Genomic DNA, 21300 nt, shown 5'->3' on the forward strand with positions numbered 1-21300 from the left:
CCTCTTGCCGCTCGACCGGGCTGCCCCGCCATGGCAACCCACCTTCGGCGATACCACCCACCCCACGGCGCGGCGCCGCCGCCAGCTCCCGGGCCTCCCGCCGCGCCCCCGTCAAACCTCCCGCTTGGTCACTTCCTTCGGCCCATGCCGCCCGAGGATCTCCCGCACCTCGTGCTCGATGTCGTTCGGGGTGATCACCTTGAGCGCGGTATCGTCGTTGCCGAGGAACATCGTCTCGCGCGCGAAGCCTGCGTTGATCAGGTCGTCCAGCGCGTTGCGCGCTGTGTCGGCGGACCCGAAATGTCCGGTGAGGGTCTTGGCCATCTTCGCCTCCCATTGACGGCCAATTCGTCGTGGCGGCGAGCGACTCCCGGTCGGCAGCATAGCATATCGGCGCCGCCCGTGGGGCGCGGGGTTCGGACCGCGATGCGCCCTCTCACGGGAGCAGGTCGTGGCACCGCTGTTTCGCGTAGTCCCATGCCGAGAACTCCGGCGCGCGCTCGGGCCCGCTGATCCAGGGGTCGTCGCCGAACAGCACGTAGCTCTCGAAAAGCTCCGCCGCCGTCTTCGCGGCCTCGGGGTCGAGGCAGCGATCGACGATCTGCTTGCACGCCGCAACCGCGGCCTCGTAGCTGTCGAAGCGGCCATGGGTGTAGCGCTCGTCCTCGTCCATGTAGTGGAAGTTGTCGTCGACATGGACCGTCCACTGCTCAGTCATCGCGCAACTCCGCCTCCAGCACCCTCTCCACCTCCGCCGCCGCCGCGTCGAACTCGGCCTCGAGCCAAGCATTCGTGCCGCGCAGCCCCGCCACCACGCGGCGCGCCCAGTCGAGATAGGCGGCCTTCGTCGCAAGGTCCCAGTCCGCCGGTGGCGAGGCCGCCAGCGCCCGCAGGTTCGAGGTCTTGTCCGCCAGCTTGATCGCCTTGGCGCGGTCCGACTTCTTCGGCGCCATCTCGACCTGAAGCGCCTTGCGGACATGCTTGTCCAGCGCCTTGTCGTCGGTCACCTCGGCCACCAGGTCGGCCACGTCGGGGTTGAAGTGGTCCGCGATCTCGGCATGCGTGACCCCGGCATCCTCGATCGCGTCGTGCAGCATCGCCGCCGCGATCAGGTTGGGGTCGCTGCCCCCGGTCGCCTCGGCCACCAGAGCCGCGACTTCCGCCAGGTGGTTGACATAGGGCTCGGCCGCCACGCCCTTGCGGCGCTGTCCGGCGTGCCATTGCGCCGCGCGGTGACAGGCGCGGGTGACGAGCAGGATCGTGGTCACGGGAGAGGGTCTCCTTCCTCGTGGCCCCAAGCCCTGCGCCGGGCCGGGGGCCGTTGCAGGTTCGCGATGTTCGGGAACACCTCCAGTATGGGCATGCGGGCCGCCGGCCGCAACCCCTTGCGTGGACGCGCCGCAGCGGAGTTCGGATTTCCGCCGGATAACAGACGCCTGGCCATGCTTTCACGCGCGAAGGCGCCGCCGGCCGGGCGCTACGCCCCGGGGCCATTCTGGGCTATACTGCACATGTCCGTGCCCCCGGGCCAAGGGAGGAGACGACCGATGACCACCCGCTACATGGTCGGCACCAGCGAGGCCAATCGCAGCCTCAGCGTCACCGTCGAGGCCGAGGACGCGCTCATCGCCGCGCTCAAGGTCAAGCACGAGCACCCCGGCGCGATGATCACCTATGTCCGCAAGGCCAACGCCCGCGGCGACCGGCGCAACCCGCATCCCGACATGGCCGAAGCCGACGGCTGACCGCACGCAAAGGCCCGGCGGTTTCCCGCCGGGCCCCAGGCTGGCGAGCCGTTCACGCGTGGATCAGTCGATGCCCAGCAGGTCCGCGAGCGCGTCCGCGATCGAGGGTGTCGCATCCTTCACCGCGCTTTCCAGCGCCGTCTGCTCGCTGGCGACAGCGACCGCGGCCTCGTCCTCGGCCGCAGCGACGGCGGCCTGGGCCTCGGCCACATCCGTGCTGGCGTCGAGGGCCGAGCTCACCGCGTCGGCAAGGTCGGCCTCGGCGGCGCCGAGGGCCGCGGCGGCATCGGCCACGGCGGCCTCCGCCTCGGCGATGTCGGCCTCGTCCGCGGCGGGGTCGGACGAGATGGCCGCAAGATCGGCTTCGGCGGCCGCGAGGTCGGCCTCGGCGTCCGCGACCGCCGCCGCCTCGGCGTCCGCGAGTTCTGCTTCGGCGGCCGCGAGGTCGGCCTCGGCCTGTGCTGCGGCCTCGCGTGCGGCGCCATAGGCCACGGCCGTGCCGACGGCCGAGTGAGGCGCTGCATTCTCGCGCGCCGGCTGGGCCGCGTGCGCCGCGTTGCCTCGACCAAGGCCCGAGGCCGTCGCGCCGCGTCCGTTTGTCGACTTCTCGCCGCTCTTCCCCCGGCCGTGCCCCCTGCCGGGGCCGCCGTCCGAATCCGCGGCGTCAGCCCCGCTCGCATCTGCGCCACCGGCATTGCCGTTGCCGTTCCCGCCGCCGTTCCCGCCGCCGTTGCCGCCGCCGTTCCCGCCACCATTGCCGCCCGCGGCGGCATGCGCCGTGGCGGCCGAGATCGACGGGCCATTCTCGCTCGGCGCGATCTCGAGCGGCAGCAGCGCGGCCGCGAGCGCCACGGCGCTTGCGGTCGCGACGAGCTTCTTGGTGCGGGTCATGACTGACATCCCTCTCTCCCGGATTTGCATCTTCGTCGCCGATGAACGCAATGTCGGGCGGCAGGGAAAGCCACGCCCCCCGAGGGGTCGGGGAGCTCGCGGCACGGCAGCAAGCAGGTGCCGTCGCGGGATAACCGCGCAGGGTGGGAAAGGTTCCCGGGCGCGCACGCACGCGGGCGAGGCGTGCCGCTCAGGTGCGCTCGAGCGCCATTTCCCGCAAGGCGTCGAGCGGCACGATCTCGAGCGCGCGCCGGTGCGTCGCCCGTAGCGAGACCCGCGGCGCGTGGCCCGCGGCATGGGCTTCGAGAAACCGCGCCGCGCACAGGCACCACCGATCCCCCGGCCTGAGGCCGGGAAAGCCGTATTCCGGACGCGGCGTCGAGAGGTCGTTGCCCTGCGCCTTCGAGAAGGCGAGGAATTCGGCCGTCATCACCGCGCAGACGGTGTGCGAGCCCCGGTCGGCGTCCGACGTGTCGCAGCAGCCATTGCGGAAGAAACCCGTCATCGGCCGCGTCGAGCAGGGCTCGAGCGGTTCGCCGAGGATGTTGACCGATGCGTCGATGTCCAAGACCGCCATCGTTCTGCCCTCCGCGCCGCGCCGCTTTTTGCGACCGCCCTCGCTCCTTCGTGCCGCCGCAAAGGTATCGCTCAGCCCGCCGCGCGCAAGCCCGCGTCTTGTTCGCGACCCCATGCGGACGCATATTTGCCCGACGCATGCTTGCAGATGAAGGGAGCGACAGCCATGCACCTCACCCGACGCCCCGTCCTTGCCATGCTCGGCGCCCTGACGATGGCCGCGACCGCCCTGCCCGCCCAAGCCGAGGACGCGGCGGTGATCGACGCACGGGTCAACATCGCGCTCGAGAAGCTGTTCGCCGACGTACCCGGCACCCGCGAGCTGTCGCAGCGCGCGGTGGGCATCCTGGTAATGCCGGACGTCGTCAAGGGCGGCTTCATCCTCGGCGGCTCGTATGGCGAGGGTGCGCTGCGGCTCAACGACGGGTCGGGCTTCCGCAACACGGCCGAGTACTACTCGGTCGGCGCAGCCTCGCTGGGGCTGCAGGCCGGGATCCAGTCGAGCAGCCACGCGCTGTTCTTTCTGACAGACAGCGCGCTCCGGAAATTCCGCCGCGCCGATGGCTGGGAGGCCGGCGTCGACGCCGAGGTCACCTTCCCCGAGAAGGGCATGAATGTCGGCGCCGACACGACGACCGCCCAGAAGCCGATCGTGGCCTTCGTGTTCGCGCAGGACGGGCTCCTGCTCGGCGCGAGCCTCGAGGGCGCCAAGTACTCGCGCATCGTCCGCTGAACCGCGCGCGCGGCGGCGGGCCTCGCCGCCCCCGGGCGCGGGGTCAGAGCGCCGCCTCGGCCGCCTCGCGGATCGCATGGATGTTGCGGCCGTAGACCGATGGGTCGGCGACCGATCCGCCCTTGAAGACGCCCGAGCCCGCGACCAGCACGTCGGCACCCAGCGCCGCGCAGTTCCCCGCGTTGGCGGGGACGACGCCGCCGTCGATCTCGATATGGATGTCTCGCTCGGCCGTCATCTCCGAGAGGCGCGCAATCTTGGGCAGCACCGCCTCGATGAAGGCCTGCCCGCCGAAGCCGGGGTTGACCGTCATGACGCAGATCAGGTCGATCTGGTCGAGCACATGCTCGATCGCCTCGGCCGGCGTCGCGGGGTTGAGCGCCACGCCCGCCTTGCAGCCCAGCGCCCGGATCGCCTGGAGGCTGCGGTGCAGGTGCGGCCCGGCCTCGGCATGGACCGTCAGGATGTCCGCGCCGGCCCTGGCGAAGGCCTCGAGATAGGCGTCGCAGGGCGCGATCATCAGGTGGACATCCATCACCCCCCGGATATGCGGGCGCAGCGCCGCGCAGACATTCGGACCGATGGTGATGTTGGGCACGAAATGGCCGTCCATCACGTCGACATGCACCCAGTCGGCCCCCTCGGCCTCGATGGCGCGGCATTCGGCGCCGAGATTGGCGAAGTCCGCCGACAGGATCGAGGGCGCGATCTTGATGCGGCGGTCGAAGGACTCGTAGGCCATGGGGTGCTGCTCCTGCGGCTCGGGGCGTCGGCGCCTGATTAACGGATGGCCGCGCGGGGCGAAAGCCCCGTTCCGGCGCGCTCAGGCGTGCTCGGCCAGCGCCCGGAACAGCCGCGCGTCGCGGCGCGAGAGCAGCAGGTATTCCGGGTGCCACTGCACGCCGATGACGAGGCGCGGCCCCTCCTCGCCCTCGATCGCCTGCACCACTCCGGCCTCGTCCCAGGCGACGGGCGCGAGCCCCGCGCCCAGCCGGTCCACGGACTGGCGGTGCAGGGCGTTCACGCGGCTCGGCTCCGCTCCCAGGATATGCGCGAGCCGCGAGCCGGGCGCGATGCGCACCAGCTTGCGCGGCAGCGGCGTGTTGAGCCGGCGCGCGCCGGGATAGCTGTCATAGATGTCCTCGTGCAGCGTGCCGCCGCGCGCGACATTGATGAGCTGCGCGCCGCGGCAGACGCCGAGGATCGGCAAGCGGAGGTTCTCGGCCTCCTCGATCAGGCCAAGCTCGAGCCGGTCGCGCGCCACGTCGAAACGCGAATGCGGCATGAGCTCGCCGCCATAGAGCTCGATGCCCACATCGTCGCCGCCGCCGATGATGAGCCCGTCGAGCCCCTTGAGGTTGCCGCGCGCGCGCCCCGTCTCGATCCGCACCGCCACCGCGCCGGCGCGGTGCAGCCCCCAGCGGAAGAACGGAAAGACGCGCCAGCCGGTGCGCGTCGAGACCGAGACGCCGATATGGGGATGGCGGCTCATCGCCCGACCACCCGGTCATGGCGCGGCCCGATGGAATCCCGCCGCGGATGCCCCCGCGACGGGATGCGTGCCGCGCCGTGCGGATGCGCTCTCAGTGCTTGAGCCGACGCAGCAGCGACGAGGTGTCCCACCGGCCACCGCCCATGTCCTGCACCTCGCCATAGAACTGGTCGACCAGCGCGGTCACCGGCAGGCGCGCGCCATTGCGCTTGGCTTCGTCGAGGCAGATGCCAAGGTCCTTGCGCATCCAGTCGACCGCGAAGCCGAAGTCGAACTTGTCGTCCAGCATCGTCTCATAGCGGTTCGACATCTGCCACGACCCGGCCGCGCCCTTCGAGATCACGTCGACTACCGCGCGCCCGTCGAGCCCCGCCTTCTGCGCGAAGTTCAGCCCCTCGGCCAACCCCTGCACCAGCCCCGCGATGCAGATCTGGTTGACCATCTTGGTGAGCTGCCCCGCCCCCGGTCCGCCCAGCAGGCGGCAGGCGCGGGCATAGGCCATGATCACCGGCTCGGCCCGGGCATAGGGCGCCTCCTCGCCGCCGCACATCACGGTCAGCACGCCGTTCTCGGCGCCGGCCTGCCCGCCCGAGACGGGGGCGTCTACGAACGCGATCCCCGATTTCGCGGCCTCGGCGTGGAGTTCGCGCGCGACATTCGCGCTCGCCGTCGTGTGGTCCACCAGCACCGCGCCCTTCGCCATCCCGGCAAGCGCGCCATCGGGGCCGAGCACGACCGAGCGCAGGTCGTCGTCGTTGCCGACGCAGACCATCACGAATTCGGCCCCCTCGACCGCCTCGCGCGGGGTTGCGGCCCAGGACCCGCCATGCTTGCCGGCCCAGGCCTGCGCCTTCGCCGCGGTGCGGTTGTAGACCGTCACCGCGTGCCCCTTCGCGGCCAGGTGCCCGGCCATCGGGAAGCCCATCACGCCCAGTCCCAGGAAACTCACCTTCGCCACTGTCTTTCTCCCCCGGCCTCGCAGACCGTGCTGTCGCCGCCTTGCTGTTGAACCTGCGCGATGCATCTGAAAGAAGGATCGCGCGCGCGGGGCGCAGGTTGGTCCGAGGCCGGGCCCCCGTCAAGGGCAACCGCCCGGGGGATTTCGGCAGGTGGTCAGGCGGAAGGACGGGCAGGCGAGATGAATGCGATCCTGCGATGGCTGCTGCGCGGGCTCGCGCTCCTTGCCGCGCTCGTCGCGCTCGGGGCCACGCTCGCATCCTATCTGGTCACGCGATCGCTGCCGGATCCGAACGCCACCGTGACGCTGGCGGGCCTCGACGCCCCGGTCCGCGTGATCCGCGACGCCAACGCCGTGCCCCATATCCGCGCCGCCAGCGCGCGCGACGCGGCATTCGCGCTGGGCGTCGTGCACGCGCAGGACCGGCTGTGGCAGATGGAAGTGGCGCGCCGGGCGGCACAGGGACGGCTCTCCGCGATCCTGGGCGAGCGCACGGTCGCGCTCGACCGGCTGGTCAAGACGCTCGACATCTACGGCCATGCCCGGCGCTCGGTCGAGGAGCAGACGCCGCAGACGCAAGCCGCGCTCGGCGCCTATGCCGAGGGCGTCAACGCCTGGATCCGCCATGTCGACCGCGAGGCGCTGGGCCGCGGCGCGCCCGAGTTCTTCCTGTTCGGCGACGAGGGCCTGGCGCCCTGGACCGAGGCCGATTCGCTCGCGATCCTCAAGATGATGGCCCTTCGGCTGTCGGCGGCGGCGCGATCCGAGGTGCGGCGCGGCCGCTTCCTCCTCAGCCTGCCGCCCGAGCGGGTGCGCGACATCCTGCCCGACTATCCCGGGCCCGCGGTCACGACGCCGCCGCGCTTTGCCGGTCTGTTCCCCGGCGCACGCTTCGCGGGTCCGTCCGAGGCGGCGGCGGCCGACCCGCTGCTCGCCCTGCTAGGCCCCGTGCAGCGGCCGGAAAGCGCCGGTGCCTCGAATGCCTGGGCGGTGGACGGCAGCCGGTCGGCCACCGGCAAGCCGCTGTTGGCGACCGACCCGCATCTGTGGCTGTCGGCGCCGTCGCTCTGGTATCTGGCGGACGTGCAGGGCGGCGATCTGGCGGTGATCGGCGGCACCCTGCCCGGCACGCCGCTGGTGCTGATCGGGCGCAACCGCACGCTGGGCTGGGGGCTTGCGACCACCACCGCGGACGACCAGGACCTGTTCATCGAGCGGATGAACCCCGACAACCCCGACCTCTACCTGACACCCGATGGCTGGCAGCCCTTCGAGACGCGGCGCATCCGCATCGACGTGCGCGGCGGCGAGCCGATCATCGAGACGGTGCGCGCCACCCGCAACGGGCCGGTGCTGGCGCATGACATGCTGGGCGTGGACGCGATCACGCCCGAGGGGCACGCGGCCGCGCTGCGCTGGACCGCGCTCGACGCGCCCGACCACACGATGAGCGCGATGCTGGCGCTGATGCGCGCGGCCAGCGCCGACGACGTGGCGGCGGCCGCGGCGATGGCGCTCGCGCCCGCGCAGAACGTCGTCTTCTCGGACGGGCGCGACATCGGCATGGTGGTGGCAGGCGCCCTGCCGGTGCGCCGCGCCGACAGCCCCAGCCAGGGCCGCGTCCCCTCGCCCGGCTGGCTTGCCGAAACCGCCTGGCAGGGCATCCGGCCGGCGGCGGAGAACCCGCGCGCCCTCTCCCCCGCCACGGGGGCGGTGGCAAATGCCAACAACCGCATCACCGACGCGCCCTTCCCCGACCATGTCGGCTTCGACTGGGACGCCCCCTACCGCATCCGGCGGATCGAGAAGGAGCTGTCGGCGCGCGACTTCCACTCGCGCGACAGCTTCGTCGCGCTCCAGAACGACGCGGTGTCGGAAATGGCGCGCGCGGTGCTGCCCCTGATCGCGCGCGACTTGTGGTGGCGCGGCCAGACCGAGCCCGACACCCCCGCGGGCGAGCCGGCCCGGCGAGCGCGGGCGCTGCGGCTCCTTGCCGCCTGGAGCGGCGACATGGACCGCCACGCGCCCGAGCCGCTGATCTTCTCGGAATGGATGCGCCAGCTCACCCGGCGGCTTGCGGCGGACGAGCTGGGCCCCCTGTTCGGCGAGATCGAGGGGCCGCGGCCGCTCTTCGTCGAGCGCGTGTTTCTCGACATCGACGGCGCCGGCGCCTGGTGCGACGTCGACAAGACCCCGCAGACCGAGACCTGCGCCGAGATTGCGGCGCTGGCCTTCGACGACGCGATGGCGAGCCTGACCCGGGATTACGGCACCAACATCGACGGCTGGCGCTGGGGTGCGGCGCATGTCGCCGAGCAGAAGCACACGCCGCTGGGCTTCCTGGGGCCGCTTGGGCTCCTGTTCTCGGTCACGCACGAAACGTCGGGTGGCGACTACACGATCCTTCGCGGGCAGACGGCCGGCAAGGGACCCGAGCCCTTCGCCAACATCCATGCCTCGGGCCTGCGCGCTGTCTACGATTTCGCCGATCTCGACCGCTCGGTGATGATCGTCTCGACCGGCCAGAGCGGGCATCCCTTCTCGCGCCACTACGACGATCTGGGCGACCTATGGGCGCGCGGCGACATGATCCCGATGTCGATGCAGGACGACGAGGCGCGGGCCGGGGGAATAGGCACCATGACGCTGGTGCCGGCGAACGTATCGGGGCGTTGACGGCCGCCCTCTCGCGGCTCGCCGTCCGATCACAAGGGCCGGACGCCAGGCCTCAAGCCCGATCGGGCCAGCGACGCAGCCCGCAGGATCGTCGCGTCCTGGGTCAGTCGCGCTCCGAGCCGCGGCCGCCCATCGCTTCGCCAGCCACGATCATCGCGGCACGCATGGGGGCCGACATCATGGTCGCCATCATGGCGAAGCCCTGCATGAAGGCCTGAGCCTGGCTGAAGCTGAACGGGTCGATCCCCATGTCGTCGGCCGGGGTCTTGACCCCCGGTGTCGTAGGTCCACACGGCATTTTCTTGTCCTGCCCCGGTTATCCATCACGCGCGGGAAGATTCTGCCCGCCGGAAGTCAAGGTAATGTCACACTGGGGCGGCGTCGAGCATTGTGAAACAGGGTTTCGAAATTTCACTGATTTGTGCGGCCGCGAAACGACAGTTTCTTGCGTGCGACCGCCCTCGGGTCAGCCGAAGAGTTCGTGGCACAGCTCGAGCGCCTCGACTAGCCGGTCCACCTCCTCGGGGGTGTTGTAGAGCGCGAAGGAGGCCCGGCAGGTCGCCGTGACGCCCAGATGCGCCATCAGCGGCTGCGCGCAGTGATGCCCGGCGCGCACGGCGACGCCCTTGCGGTCCACCACCGTCGAGATGTCGTGCGGATGCGCGCCCCCGCGCATGGTGAACGAGAAGATCGCCCCCTTGCCCGCCGAGCGCCCCTGCAGGTCGAGCCAGTTGAGCCCCCCCAGCCGCTCGCGCGCATGGTCGCGCAGGATGCGCTCGTGGGCCGCGATGTTCTCCATCCCCAGCCCGGTGAGATAGTCGATCGCCGCGCCCAACCCGATCTGCTGCACGATCCCCGGCGTGCCCGCCTCGAACTTCATCGGTCCGTCGGCATAGGAGACATGCTCGCGCGTCACCTCGCGGATCATGTCGCCGCCGCCCATGAAGGGGCGCATCTCGGCCTGCCGCTCGCGCCGCGCGAAGAGCGCCCCCGAGGCCGATGGGCCATAGAGCTTGTGCCCGGTGATCGCATAGAAATCGCAGCCGATCTCGGCCATGTTGACCGGCATGTGTACCGCGGCCTGGCTGCCGTCGATCACGCTCGCGATCCCCCGCTCGCGCGCGGCGCGGCAGATCGTGGCGACATCGACGATCGTGCCCAGCACGTTCGACATGTGCGTGACCGCGACGATCCTGGTGCGCGGCCCGAAGGCGTCGATCACGGCCTGGGGGTCGAGATCGCCGTTCGCGTCCGTCTCGACCCATTTCAGCACCGCGCCGTGGCGCTCGCGCAGGAAATGCCACGGCACGATGTTGGCGTGGTGCTCCATGACCGAGAGCACGATCTCGTCGCCCGGCTCGATCCTCGGCTCGGCCCAGCCATAGGACACGAGGTTGAGGCCCATGGTCGAGCCGGTGGTGAAGATGATCTCGTCCTCGCCCGCGCCGATGAAGCGGGCGATCTTGCCGCGCACCGCCTCGTAGTTCTCGGTCGCGAGGTTCGAGAGGTAATGCAGGCCCCGGTGGACGTTGGCGTATTCCTGTTCGTAGGCGCGGGTCACCGCGTCGATCACCGCGCGCGGCTTCTGCGCCGAGGCGCCGTTGTCGAGATAGACCAGATCGACCCCGTTCACCTTGCGCGACAGGATCGGGAAGTCCTCGCGGACCCGTGCGACGTCGTACATCAGGATGCCTCCGCCAGCCTCAGGGGGCCGGCATCATGTTCATGAAGAGCGCCGAGACGAGGAGAAGCGCGCCCGTGATCACGCCCATCACCGCCCAGACACTGCCAAAGCCGTGCAGCACCGCGGTGTAGACCGCCAGCACCCAGAGCCAGACGATCCCCGCCGCCACCATCAGCCCCAGCATCGCCGGCGAGACCCCGCTCCCGGCTGCGATCTGCGCCATTCCCAGCAGGAAGGGCGGCGCCAGAAGCGTCGTCACCAGCGTGTGCCAGCCGACGATCACGAAGGCCTGCAGCCGCGATCCGGTCCCGCCGAACAACCTCCCGACGGCGAAGATCATAAACGACATCATGCCCGCCAGCAGGACCTGCAGGAGCAGGTTGAGCAGGTGCATGGCAAGTGGCAGGCCCTCGAACCCTTCGGGCAGTGTCCGCGCGCCGGGCAGCAGGATCTGGATGACCGCCTGCAGCGAATAGGCCAGCACGATGAACAGCAGCGCCGTGTCGATCCCGTGATTGGCCGAAAGGACCCAGTGCGCCGAGCGGCGCGGCTGGAACAGGCCCTCGACAAGCCGGGCCAGAAGATCGCGGATCACTCGGCCTCCCGCTGCTGCTCAGCGTCCGTAGTTGGCGTAGACATAGATACCAAGCACGAGCAGCGCCACCGTCAGCAGCGAGAACGCGATGAATACGGGCGAGGTGTTCCGGAAGCGGTGCGCCTCCGCCACCGACGCCGAGACGAAGAAGACGAAGAAGACCATCCCGATCAGATGCGCGGGCAGCGTGATCGCGGGCTCGGCCAAGATCGGCGCATATGGCTCGAGATGCGCGAACAGGGCCACGATCAGCGCCCCGATCACCCCGATCGGCGCCGCCACAAGCGAGGCCCAGAACACCCCGGTCCGCGTGTCGCGCCACGAGCCCTCGCCGCCGCACATGCGGCAAGCGAAGGCGATGGCCCCCGAAAAGAGATAGAGCGTGAGCGTCCGCAGGAACAGCGCCGCGACCAGCCACAACCCGATCTCGAGCGGCAGCTTCTCCGACGCGCCCGATCCCGGCGAGATCACCAGGGACACGCCCCGGTTGAGAAAGAAGATCACGTCCGAGAGCAGCACGAAGAACAGCAGCCGCGCCTCGCTGGGATTCTCGCCAATCAGCTGGCGCGTCGCCGCGCGCATGTCGATGTAACTGAGCTTCATCCGCGCCCAGAGCGACATGCCCTGGAAGCTGTCCTCGTCGCCCCGGATGTCCGAAAGCCGCACATCCGGCAGATCCGACACGAATGTGCCGTCCAGTCTGCGTTCTCCGATCGCCATCGCAAGCAACCTCCCTCGCTCCCCAGCGGAGTGCCCGACGCGGTAACGCACGCATGAACAACGCGGGCATCTCAGACACTGCCCGCGACGCCGATCGCCGCCACCGCCCCGATGGCTGCGAGGCTCACGCCAAGGAACACGAGGCCGGCGCGCCGGAACCCGTGCGCCTCAGCCAGACACCATGAAAGTGCGACCGCAAGGGCCACCGGCGCAAGACTTTGGATGAAGATTGCGGCCCATCCCTCGCCATTCGGGCCGAATCCATCCGCCAGTGTGGCCGCGAAGCCGACCGGTGCGGCCGCAAGGGCCGACCAGAACACCGCCGCGCGACTCGCCCGCCAGTCGCCGTGCCCGCCCGCGGCCCGCGCCGCAAGCCCCGCGATCCCCGCAAGTCCATAGAGCGCGAGAGTGCGAAAGAACACCGCGCCGACGAAGTTCGCGGCCACCCGCGCCGTCAACTCGTCCGGCGGGATGCGCGCCGCGGCCGGGTCGAGCCAGAGGCCCGCGACGCCGGAGAGGAACGCCACGAGCCCCGAGAGCATGGCGAGGAACAGGAGCCGCCCCTCGCTCGGCGCCTCGGCCAGGAGCCCCCGCATCGAGCCGCGCATGTCGGCCCAGAAGGTGAGAACCCGCAGCGCGAGCGCCTGTCCGCCGATGGCCGCCGCGTCCGCCATGACCCGCCGACGATCCTCCCTTCCGCCATGGCCCGCCGGGGTCCGCTCAGGCCCGGCCGGCCATCCAGTCCGCAACCAGAGCGCGAACCCGATCCTGAAGCCCCTGGTCCGCGATCTCGGCCACCGCCTCGTCCACGAAAGCCTCGACCAGCATCGCCTCGGCCACCCGCTTCGGTACCCCGCGCGAGCGCAGGTAGAAAAGGGCAGTCGCATCCAGCGCCCCGGTGGTCGAGCCATGACTGCACTTCACGTCGTCGGCATAGATCTCGAGTTCGGGCTTGGCGAGGAACTGCGCGCCCTCGTCCAGCAGCACCGACTGGCTGATCTGGTAGCCGTCGGTCTTCTGCGCGCCCTTCCGCACGAAGATCTTTCCCTGGAAGATGCCGCGGGACCGCCCGGCCAGGACGTTCTTGAACACCTGCCGGCTCTCGCCATGCTCGGCCGAATGGGTCACGAACACCGTGTTGTCGGCATGTGCCTCGCCCTGCCCCAGCACGGCGCCCGCGACATGGCCCGAGGCGTGGTCGCCCGCAAGGTCGATCACCACCTCGTTGCGGGTGAGTGCGCCATCCGCAGTCAGGGTGAAGGTCTTGAACTCGGCCCCCTCGCCGATCCGGGCGAACAGGTGGGTCGCCGCCGGGGCGCGCTCGCCGGTCTGGACGCGCACGTGGTGGAAGCGCCCGCCAGGGGCGACATCGACCTCCATCACGCTGTTCGTCGGCACGCCGGCCTCGAGCACGGTGAGCGAGGCGCCCGCCTCGACCCGGACCACATGGCGCACGAGGCTCGCGCCCTCGCCGATCCGATCATGCGCGATCAGCACCGGCAGCGCCACCGCGCCATGGGCCTGCATCGCCAGCCCCTCGGTCGCGGCTGCGGTGTTTAGGATGGCGAGCGGGCGGCTCACCTTCTCCTGCCCGGCCGCCTCGAGGCGCCCGAAAATCTCGCGCGCGATGCTGATGTCCTGCCGCAGCACGGCGCCGAGCGGCGCGATCGCAAGACCCGCCTGCTCCATCGGGTCCGACAGGTCCGGCCGCAGCCGCCCGTTGACCATCCGCACGCGCACCGCGTCGATGCCGGCAAAGGCGGCCGCCGCCTGCGCCGGAGCGTCGCCAGCCCCCGCCAGCGCCAGCGGCGCGGTCAGCCGTGCGGGGTCGGTGAAGCGCCAGTATTCGTCGCGGCGCATGGGCGCGCCTGCCTCGAACAGCCGCGTCCGCGCGGCGGCGCGGCGCTCGCGCACCCAGCCGGCCTCGCCCTCGGGCAGCGCCAGCGCGTGCAACAGCGCCTCGGCCGCCTTCCTCGTCGCGTCGGTTGCCATGGTCGCCATCCTCACGCCGACTTCGCGAGATCGGCGTAGCCCTCGGTCTCGACCCGCAGGGCAAGCTCGGGGCCGCCGGTCTCGACGATCCGACCACCCGACATGATGTGCACGACATCCGGTTTGATGTGGTCGAGCAGGCGCTGGTAATGCGTGATCACCAAGAAGCCGCGGTCGGGGCTACGCAGCGCGTTCACGCCGTCCGCCACCAGCCGCATCGCATCGACGTCGAGCCCCGAGTCGGTCTCGTCGAGGATGCACATCTTCGGCTCGAGCATCGCCATCTGCAGGATCTCGTTGCGCTTCTTCTCGCCGCCCGAGAAGCCGACATTGACCGCGCGCTTCAGCATCTCGTTGTCGATGTTGAGCGTCTTCGCCTTCTCGCGCACCAGCTTGAGGAACTCGGGCGCCGAGATCTCGTCCTCGCCGCGCGCCTTGCGCTGGGCGTTCATCGCCGTGCGCAGGAAGGTCATGTTGCCGACGCCAGGCAGCTCGACCGGGTACTGGAAGGCGAGGAACATGCCAGCCGCCGCCCGCTCCTCGGCCTCCATGGCCAGCACGTCGCGGCCTTCCAGCGTCACGCTGCCCGCCGTCACCTCGTAGCCCTCGCGCCCGGCTAGCACATAGGACAGCGTCGACTTGCCCGAACCGTTCGGACCCATGATCGCATGCACCTTGCCCGCCTCGACCGTCAGGTCGACACCCTTGAGGATCTCCTTGCCCTCTTCCTCGAGGGTCACCCTCAGGCCCTTTATCTCCAGCATTCCGTCACCCTTCTCGCCTGCGGCCCCGGCCGCCATCTTCCGTGGCGCGATCGCGCCTCATTCCGTGCCATCGCCCGCGCCATGCGCGGGGAACTCCGTGCCTTGCGGCTGCGCGCGCGACGCCCGCGCGCCGTCCGTCACCTGTCGCCTGGCGTCTCGATGCGCTCGCGCCGCAGCCTCTCGACCAGCCTGACCCAGCCCACCGTGAGGCAGCCCCAGGCCACGAACAGCAGGAAGCTGAACGCGATCTCCATGGGGAACAGCAGCCGCTCGGGCAGGTTCGCCGCCGCCAGCGCCATGCCCACGAATTCCTCGTCGTTGAGCGCCAGCGCAAAGACGAGGAGATGCCCCAGCACCAGCCAGCGCACCCCGGCATCGCTGCGCAGGCGGCCGGAATGGCCGATCCCGAGCGAGAGGCCCCGCCGAGCCGGGCCTTGCGGCTCATGCCCTGGGATCACCATCGCCGTCTCCCCCTGCCCTGCGCCGCCTTCAGCGCGGCGCCCTGGTCGAATGCGCGACCACGCGCTCGATCATCTTGAGGAACATGTCCTCGCTGCCGATGCCGGTCAGCGTCTCGCCGTTCGAGCGCACCATCTCCCAGCTCTCGCGCCCCAGCGCCTGCACGCGCACGATGCGCGCGCCGTCCTCGGCGGGGAACACGTCGAAGGCGGTCATGTCCTCGTTCGCCGCCACGCTCACCGCGTGGCCGTGCTCGCGCAGGTGCTTCTCGGCGGCCTCGGCCAGGCTCAGCAGCACGGCGCCCTCTTTCACATTCGTCAGCATGTTGTTCTTCCTTTCGTTCCGCGGGCCGGATCGGGGACGCCCGCAAACCCCGTTCGGCCGCGGACATGACGCCCGCGCCGGTAATCGCACGCGGTGACCGCGCGCGGGTGTCGGATCAGCCGACCGAGCCCTCCAGCGAGATCGCGACGAGCTTCTGCGCCTCGACCGCGAACTCCATGGGGAGCGCCTGCAAAACCTCCTTGCAGAAGCCGTTCACCACCAGCGCGACCGCCTCCTCCTCGTCCATGCCGCGCGAGCGGCAGTAGAAGAGCTGGTCCTCGGCGATCTTCGAGGTGGTGGCCTCGTGCTCGCAGCGCGCCGTCGGGTTCCTGACCTCGATATAGGGCACCGTGTGCGCGCCGCAGTCCGATCCGATCAGCAGGCTGTCGCATTGCGTGTAGTTGCGTGCATTGGCCGCGCGCGGATGCATCGAGACGAGCCCGCGATAGGTGTTCTGCGCGCGCCCCGCCGAGATGCCCTTCGACACGATCCGGCTTTTCGTGTTGCGCCCCAGATGCACCATCTTGGTGCCGGTGTCGGCCTGCTGGGCGTTGTTGGTGATGGCGATCGAGTAGAACTCGCCCTGGCTGTCGTCGCCCCGCAGGATGCAGGACGGATACTTCCACGTGATCGCCGAGCCCGTCTCGACCTGCGTCCACATCACCTTCGAGCGCGCGCCGCGGCAATCCGCCCGCTTGGTCACGAAGTTGTAAATGCCGCCCTTGCCTTCCTCGTCGCCCGGATACCAGTTCTGCACGGTCGAGTACTTGATCTCGGCATCCTCCAGCGCCACCAGTTCGACCACCGCGGCGTGAAGCTGGTTCTCGTCGCGCTGCGGCGCCGTGCAGCCCTCGAGGTAGCTCACATACGCCCCCTTGTCGGCGATGATCAGCGTGCGCTCGAACTGGCCCGTGTTCTCGGCATTGATGCGGAAATAGGTGCTCAGCTCCATCGGGCAGCGCACCCCTTCCGGCACGTAGACGAACGAGCCGTCCGAGAACACCGCAGAATTCAGCGTCGCGAAGTAGTTGTCCGTGTTCGGCACGACCGAGCCGAGATACTTCTTCACCAGCTCGGGATGCTCGCGCACTGCCTCCGAGATCGAGCAGAAGATGACGCCCGCCCGGCCCAGTTCCTCCTTGAAGGTCGTGACCACCGAGACGGAGTCGAACACCGCATCGACCGCCACCTTGCGCCCCTCGGCCGGGGCCGCCTCGGCGCCCTCGACGCCCGCGAGGATCATCTGCTCCTTCAGCGGAATGCCAAGCTTCTCATAGGTGCGCAGCAGTTCCGGATCGACCTCGTTCAGCGATTTGGGCTTCTCGCGGAAGCTGCGGGGCTGGGCGTAGTAGTACTGCTCCTGATAGTCGATCGGCGCGATGTTGAGCATCGCCCAGTCGGGCTCGCGCATCTGCGTCCAGCGGCGGAAGCTGTCGAGGCGCCATTCCAGCAGCCACTCCGGCTCCTCCTTCTTGGCCGAGATGAGCCGCACGATGTCTTCGTTCAGCCCCTTCGGCGCATAGTCCATCTCGATGTCGGAGGCCCAGCCGTACTTGTACTTGCCCATCGAGTGGACCGTCTCGATCGTCTCGCGATCGACGCCATCCTTCACGTTCGTGTCCAGCGCGGTCATCTCGCCTCCGTTCCCATCTTCCACGCGGCACATGGCCGCGATCAGTCTCTCAAGCCCCCCGCCGGGGGCATCAGCTGCCCCGGGTCAAGCCCGGGGCCTCGGCCAGTCTCACGCGGCCCGGCTGACCCGCCGCCGGTACAGCCCTTCCCAGGCATCGGCGAAGGCCATCACCTCGGCCTCGGTCGTCGCAGGGCCCATCGAGACGCGGATCGCGCTCGATGCCGTCGTCTCGTCGAAGCCCATGGCCAGCAGCACCCGGCTCGCCCGCTTCACCTTGCCCGAGCTGCAGGCCGAGCCCGCGCTCACGGCAAATCCGGCAAGATCCAGCCCCATCACCTGCGTCTCGCCCGCCCAGCCGGGCACGGCGAGGCAGGTGGTGTTCGGCAGCCGAGGCCCGGCGCGGCCGGGGATGACGAGGTCGGACGCCGCCGCCTCCAGGCGCGCCTCCAGCGCGTCGCGCATCCGCGCAATCCGCTCCCAGACCCCGGCCTCGAGCTCGCGCCGCGCCGCCTCGGCGGCCGCGCCGAAGCCCGCGATCCCGATCACGTTCTCGGTGCCCGCCCGGCGGCCGCGCTCCTGCCCGCCGCCCTGCATCAACGGGCTGAACGAGCAGCGGTCCCGCAGGATCAGCGCGCCGCATCCCGTCGGCCCGCCCAGCTTGCCCGAGGACAGGATCACCATGTCAGACCAGGGCGCGGCGGCATCGACGGGCAGCTTCCCGGCGGCCTGCGCGGCATCCCGCAGCAGGATCGCGCGGTGGTCGAGGCACTGGCGCCACAGCATCCCGCTCTCGACCGCGCCCGTCTCGCCACACGCCCAGGACACGCAGACCAGCGATCCGGGCTCGACCACGGTCTCGAGGCGCTCGCGCGCCACCCGGCCATCGCCGCCCACCGGCAGCGCCGCCGCCCGCCCGCCATCGATCAGCGCCACGAGGCATTCATGCGCCGTCGGCGCGACATGCAGGTCGCCCCGATGCGCGGCCACGGCGGTCGCAGCCGCCTCGGTCGCGCCGCTGGTGAAGACGACCTCGCCCGGTTCGCAGCCGACCAGGGCCGCCACCTGCCCCCGCGCCTTCTCGACCACCGCCCGCGCCGCCCGCCCTTCGGCATGGACGCTCGAGGGGTTCCCCACGGCGTCCATCGCGGCCAGCATCGCCGCCTTCGCCTCCGGCCTCAGGGGCGCCGTGGCGTTCCAGTCGAGATAGACGCGGTGGTCCGTCGCTGTCACGCCGGCGCCTCCTCGTCCACCAGGAACGCCGAGAAATCAGGCACCGCCGGGCAGGGCGTCAGCCGATCCTTGATCACGTCGGCGATCGTGACCTTCGAGAGGAACACATGCACATGCGCCGATAGCTGCTCCCACAGATTGTGGGTCAGGCAGGCCTCGCGCGACTTGCCGCAGCCCATGCCCTCCTCGAACTTGCCGCCACAGCCCATGGCGTTGAGCCGCTCGTCCACCGCGACCATGATGTCCGAGATCCGCGTCTCGTTCGGGGCCCTTGCCAGCAGGTAGCCCCCGCCGGGACCGCGAACCGATTCGACCAGCCCCGCGCGCCGCAGCCGCACGAAGAGCTGCTCGAGATAAGCGAGGCTGATGTCCTGGCGCTCCGAGATCTCGGCCAGCGTCACCGGAGACGGGCCGCCATTCAGCGCAATATCCGCCATCGCCGTCACCGCGTAGCGCCCCTTGGTGCTGAGCTTCATCCTTCCGTCCGCCCCGATCCTTCGGCGGCCAGAGACGCCGCAAGGCGCATGGCCGGTGCTGACATGCCCGCGCACCGCCCGCCGGATGCATCCGGCGGTTGACCGCGGGCGTTCCAATCCCTAACTCGATGTGGCGCCCGTGAGCATCGTGCCACGGCGTCTTTAGAATGTTTCTAGGTTTCCCGACAGAAGAAGTCAAGCAATCGGGAACTTCGCTCGCGAGGTTGAGAGCAGGCATGCCAGAGGTGATCTTCCCGGGGCCGGAAGGCCGTCTCGAGGGACGCTACCATCCGCAGGCGGCGAAGGACGCGCCGATCGCGCTGATCCTTCACCCCCACCCGCAGTATGGGGGCACGATGAACAACCAGGTGACCTATCACCTGCATTATGCCTTCAAGGATCTGGGCTTCACCGTCCTGCGCTTCAACTTCCGGGGCGTCGGCCGCAGCCAGGGCGAGTTCGACCAGGGCGTGGGTGAGCTTTCCGACGCGGCCTCGGCGCTCGACTACCTGCAGGCGCTGAACCCGAACTCCAAGGGCTGCTGGGTCGCGGGCTTCTCGTTCGGCGCATGGATCGGGATGCAGCTCCTGATGCGGCGGCCCGAGATCTCGGGCTTCGTGTCGGTCGCGCCGCCCGCCAACATGTACGACTTCTCCTTCCTCGCCCCCTGCCCGTCCTCGGGCCTCATCATCAACGGCGAGGCCGACCGCATCGTGCCGATGCCCGAGGTCGAGAAGCTCTCGGCCAAGCTCAAGGCGCAGAAGGGGATCACCATCACCCACACCACGGTGCCCGAGGCCAACCACTTCTTCGAGAAGGGGATGGAGGAGATGATCGACATCGTGAAGGGCTATGTCCACGCCCGCCTCGTCGAGGGCGGCCGCTGAGGACGGCGGTTCGCATCCCGCGACGACCATGTTAGCCTGACGCGGGGCAGCGAGGGTGGCGCCGCGAAAGGGCTCCACCATGGGCGAGAGCGTCTACAAGATCATCGAACTCGTCGGCACCAGCACCGAATCCTGGGAGAAGGCCGCCCGCGCGGCGGTCGAACGCGCCGCCAACACCCTGCGCGACCTGCGCGTGGCCGAGGTGAGCGAGCAGGACCTCGTCATCAAGGACGGCAAGGTCGAGGCCTATCGCTGCAAGGTGAAGGTCTCGTTCAAGTTCGAGGGAAGCTGACGGCCGGCGCGGCCCCGCTCAGGGCCGCGCGATCCGCCCGCCCGACACCGGCGCCCGGCACCCCGTGGTCGAGGGCGCCGAGGTCGGCAGCCCCCGCAGCACCCGCACCGCGAGCCACGCGAAGGCCTGCGCCTCGAGCAGGTCGCCGTCGAGCCCCGCGGCCTCCACGGGGTCGACCGGCGCGTCCAGCCGCTCGGCCAGCCATGCCATCATTGTCGCGTTCTTCCGCCCGCCGCCGCAGACCAGCCAGCGCGCGGGCGGCGCGGGCATGTGCCCGAGCCCCGCAGCCACCGTCTCGACCGTCAGCGCCGTCAGCGTCGCCGCCCCGTCCTCGACCGAGGCCCCGCCAAGCCGCTCCAGCGCCAGCGCGAACTCGTTGCGGTCGAGAGACTTGGGCGGGCGGCGCGCGAGATAGGCGCCTGCCGCGTTGCTTGCCACGAGGCCGCGATCCACCCGGCCAGTCGCCGCCGCCCTGCCGCCCTCGTCCAGCGCCCGGCCCGTTCGCCGCTCCATCCAGTCGTTGAGCAGCGCGTTGCCGGGCCCGGTGTCGAAGGCCACCAGCGCCCCCGGCGCCTCGGGCGCGGGGGCGGCGGGGTTCACCCAGGTCACGTTCGCGACGCCCCCGATGTTGAGGAAGGCGATGGGCCGCTCCGCCCCGATGTGGCGCGCCAGCGCGAAGTGGAAAAACGGCGCCAGCGGCGCCCCCTCGCCTCCCGCGGCCATGTCGTCCGAACGGAAATCCCACACCACGGTGCGGTTCAGCACCCGCGCCAGCCGCTCGCCGTCGCCAAGCTGCCATGTCCAACCCTCGGCGGGCGCATGCGCCACGGTCTGCCCGTGAAAGCCTATGACTTCCGGCACCTCGTGGGCGCGCGCCAGAAGCCGCACCACGGCGGCCGCGTGGTTCGCCACCACCTCGGCCCCCGCCTCGGCCAGCCGCGCGGCGTGCGCCGGATCGCGCGGCGGGCGAAAGGCGCGCCAGTCGCGGAACACCGCCACCGTGGCCTCCGTCTCGCCAGGGCCATAGGGCAGCGCCTGCGACGGGCCGAAGGCCTCGATCCCCTCGCCGTCGGTCAGCACCATGGCCGCGTCCACCCCGTCCATCGAGGTGCCGCTCATCAGCCCCAGCACCCAGACCGCCCCCGCGCGCGCCATCCCCTTCCCTTTCCCGCC

General features: G+C 70.4%; 26 protein-coding genes. 5 read left to right on the plus strand and 21 right to left on the minus strand.

From position 1 onward, the window contains the following. Window positions 1–111: 111 nt before the first annotated feature. The 3 genes from M1105_RS02555 to M1105_RS02565 all read right to left on the minus strand — a co-directional run bounded on the left by M1105_RS02555 (window position 112) and on the right by M1105_RS02565 (window position 1268). Window positions 112–324: a hypothetical protein gene (locus M1105_RS02555; RefSeq protein WP_249578773.1), complete on the minus strand. Its 213-nt coding sequence runs from the start codon at window positions 322–324 to the stop codon at window positions 112–114. Window positions 325–436: 112 nt separating this feature from the next. After that, the gene (locus M1105_RS02560; protein ID WP_249578774.1) at window positions 437–718 is read right to left on the minus strand and encodes a hypothetical protein; all 282 of its coding nucleotides are present in this window, start codon (window positions 716–718) and stop codon (window positions 437–439) included. Beyond that, window positions 711–1268 (minus strand): HD domain-containing protein, encoded by a 558-nt coding sequence (locus tag M1105_RS02565; RefSeq protein WP_249578775.1) that lies wholly within the window; start codon window positions 1266–1268, stop codon window positions 711–713. The genes M1105_RS02560 and M1105_RS02565 overlap by 8 nt, the downstream gene beginning before the upstream one ends. Before the next feature lie 279 nt (window positions 1269–1547). Here M1105_RS02565 and M1105_RS02570 point away from each other — a divergent pair, with 279 nt between their 5' ends. Beyond that, on the plus strand, window positions 1548–1745 hold the full coding sequence (locus tag M1105_RS02570; RefSeq protein ID WP_249578776.1) for a hypothetical protein: 198 nt from the start codon (window positions 1548–1550) through the stop codon (window positions 1743–1745). A 63-nt stretch (window positions 1746–1808) separates the two neighbouring features. On the opposite strand, the gene M1105_RS02575 is transcribed toward M1105_RS02570, so the two are convergent. Continuing rightward, the gene (locus M1105_RS02575; protein WP_249578777.1) at window positions 1809–2636 is read right to left on the minus strand and encodes a hypothetical protein; all 828 of its coding nucleotides are present in this window, start codon (window positions 2634–2636) and stop codon (window positions 1809–1811) included. A 190-nt stretch (window positions 2637–2826) separates the two neighbouring features. Further along, window positions 2827–3213, minus strand: coding sequence for a DUF2237 family protein (locus M1105_RS02580; protein WP_249578778.1), 387 nt, complete (start codon window positions 3211–3213; stop codon window positions 2827–2829). A 165-nt stretch (window positions 3214–3378) separates the two neighbouring features. Here M1105_RS02580 and M1105_RS02585 point away from each other — a divergent pair, with 165 nt between their 5' ends. Next, complete coding sequence (locus M1105_RS02585) at window positions 3379–3945, plus strand: lipid-binding SYLF domain-containing protein (RefSeq protein ID WP_249578779.1); 567 nt, start codon at window positions 3379–3381, stop codon at window positions 3943–3945. 43 nt (window positions 3946–3988) lie between these two features. Here M1105_RS02585 and rpe read toward each other — a convergent pair whose 3' ends face one another. The 3 genes from rpe to M1105_RS02600 form a co-directional block, all read right to left on the minus strand. Then, window positions 3989–4687 (minus strand): ribulose-phosphate 3-epimerase, encoded by a 699-nt coding sequence (rpe, locus tag M1105_RS02590; protein ID WP_249578780.1) that lies wholly within the window; start codon window positions 4685–4687, stop codon window positions 3989–3991. An 81-nt stretch (window positions 4688–4768) separates the two neighbouring features. Then, window positions 4769–5437 carry a gamma-glutamyl-gamma-aminobutyrate hydrolase family protein gene (locus tag M1105_RS02595; protein WP_249578781.1) on the minus strand — a complete coding sequence of 223 codons (669 nt, stop codon included), beginning with the start codon at window positions 5435–5437 and terminating at the stop codon, window positions 4769–4771. A gap of 91 nt (window positions 5438–5528) precedes the next feature. Beyond that, window positions 5529–6395, minus strand: coding sequence for an NAD(P)-dependent oxidoreductase (locus M1105_RS02600; RefSeq protein WP_249578782.1), 867 nt, complete (start codon window positions 6393–6395; stop codon window positions 5529–5531). Window positions 6396–6575: 180 nt separating this feature from the next. Between M1105_RS02600 and M1105_RS02605 the strand changes: the two genes are divergently transcribed. Further along, window positions 6576–9071, plus strand: a complete 2496-nt coding sequence (locus tag M1105_RS02605; protein ID WP_249578783.1) for a penicillin acylase family protein — start codon at window positions 6576–6578, stop codon at window positions 9069–9071. 103 nt (window positions 9072–9174) lie between these two features. Here the strand turns inward: M1105_RS02605 and M1105_RS02610 are convergent, their stop codons facing one another. From M1105_RS02610 to M1105_RS02665, 12 genes are all read right to left on the minus strand, one after another. After that, window positions 9175–9369, minus strand: a complete 195-nt coding sequence (locus tag M1105_RS02610) for a hypothetical protein (protein ID WP_249578784.1) — start codon at window positions 9367–9369, stop codon at window positions 9175–9177. 168 nt (window positions 9370–9537) lie between these two features. Beyond that, window positions 9538–10755, minus strand: a complete 1218-nt coding sequence (locus M1105_RS02615) for a cysteine desulfurase (RefSeq protein WP_249578785.1) — start codon at window positions 10753–10755, stop codon at window positions 9538–9540. 19 nt (window positions 10756–10774) lie between these two features. Beyond that, entirely contained in the window at window positions 10775–11350 is a 576-nt protein-coding gene (locus M1105_RS02620) for a hypothetical protein (protein WP_249578786.1), read from the minus strand. Window positions 11351–11368: 18 nt separating this feature from the next. Then, complete coding sequence (locus tag M1105_RS02625) at window positions 11369–12070, minus strand: YIP1 family protein (RefSeq protein WP_249578787.1); 702 nt, start codon at window positions 12068–12070, stop codon at window positions 11369–11371. 71 nt (window positions 12071–12141) lie between these two features. Continuing rightward, a complete protein-coding gene (locus tag M1105_RS02630) occupies window positions 12142–12744 on the minus strand; it encodes a hypothetical protein (protein WP_249578788.1) in 603 nt (200 codons plus the stop codon). A gap of 46 nt (window positions 12745–12790) precedes the next feature. Continuing rightward, on the minus strand, window positions 12791–14062 hold the full coding sequence (locus M1105_RS02635; protein WP_249578789.1) for a SufB/SufD family protein: 1272 nt from the start codon (window positions 14060–14062) through the stop codon (window positions 12791–12793). An 11-nt stretch (window positions 14063–14073) separates the two neighbouring features. Beyond that, window positions 14074–14826 (minus strand): Fe-S cluster assembly ATPase SufC, encoded by a 753-nt coding sequence (gene sufC / locus M1105_RS02640; protein WP_249578790.1) that lies wholly within the window; start codon window positions 14824–14826, stop codon window positions 14074–14076. A 137-nt stretch (window positions 14827–14963) separates the two neighbouring features. Further along, window positions 14964–15287, minus strand: a complete 324-nt coding sequence (locus M1105_RS02645; RefSeq protein ID WP_249578791.1) for a hypothetical protein — start codon at window positions 15285–15287, stop codon at window positions 14964–14966. Between the two features lie 28 nt (window positions 15288–15315). Beyond that, window positions 15316–15609 (minus strand): hypothetical protein, encoded by a 294-nt coding sequence (locus M1105_RS02650; RefSeq protein ID WP_249578792.1) that lies wholly within the window; start codon window positions 15607–15609, stop codon window positions 15316–15318. 115 nt (window positions 15610–15724) lie between these two features. Continuing rightward, entirely contained in the window at window positions 15725–17242 is a 1518-nt protein-coding gene (sufB, locus tag M1105_RS02655) for a Fe-S cluster assembly protein SufB (RefSeq protein WP_249578793.1), read from the minus strand. 108 nt (window positions 17243–17350) lie between these two features. Beyond that, a complete protein-coding gene (locus M1105_RS02660; protein WP_319936758.1) occupies window positions 17351–18472 on the minus strand; it encodes a cysteine desulfurase family protein in 1122 nt (373 codons plus the stop codon). Further along, window positions 18469–18948: an Rrf2 family transcriptional regulator gene (locus tag M1105_RS02665; RefSeq protein WP_249578794.1), complete on the minus strand. Its 480-nt coding sequence runs from the start codon at window positions 18946–18948 to the stop codon at window positions 18469–18471. The genes M1105_RS02660 and M1105_RS02665 overlap by 4 nt, the downstream gene beginning before the upstream one ends. Before the next feature lie 236 nt (window positions 18949–19184). Here M1105_RS02665 and M1105_RS02670 point away from each other — a divergent pair, with 236 nt between their 5' ends. Both M1105_RS02670 and M1105_RS02675 read left to right on the plus strand, forming a co-directional pair. Further along, window positions 19185–19835, plus strand: a complete 651-nt coding sequence (locus M1105_RS02670; protein ID WP_249578795.1) for an alpha/beta hydrolase — start codon at window positions 19185–19187, stop codon at window positions 19833–19835. Between the two features lie 79 nt (window positions 19836–19914). After that, on the plus strand, window positions 19915–20127 hold the full coding sequence (locus tag M1105_RS02675) for a dodecin family protein (protein WP_249578796.1): 213 nt from the start codon (window positions 19915–19917) through the stop codon (window positions 20125–20127). Between the two features lie 18 nt (window positions 20128–20145). On the opposite strand, the gene M1105_RS02680 is transcribed toward M1105_RS02675, so the two are convergent. Next, window positions 20146–21282, minus strand: coding sequence for an anhydro-N-acetylmuramic acid kinase (locus M1105_RS02680; protein ID WP_249578797.1), 1137 nt, complete (start codon window positions 21280–21282; stop codon window positions 20146–20148). Window positions 21283–21300 lie beyond the last annotated feature (18 nt).

The sequence above is a fragment of the Thermohalobaculum sediminis genome (assembly GCF_023487995.1).
Lineage (GTDB): Bacteria > Pseudomonadota > Alphaproteobacteria > Rhodobacterales > Rhodobacteraceae > Thermohalobaculum > Thermohalobaculum sediminis.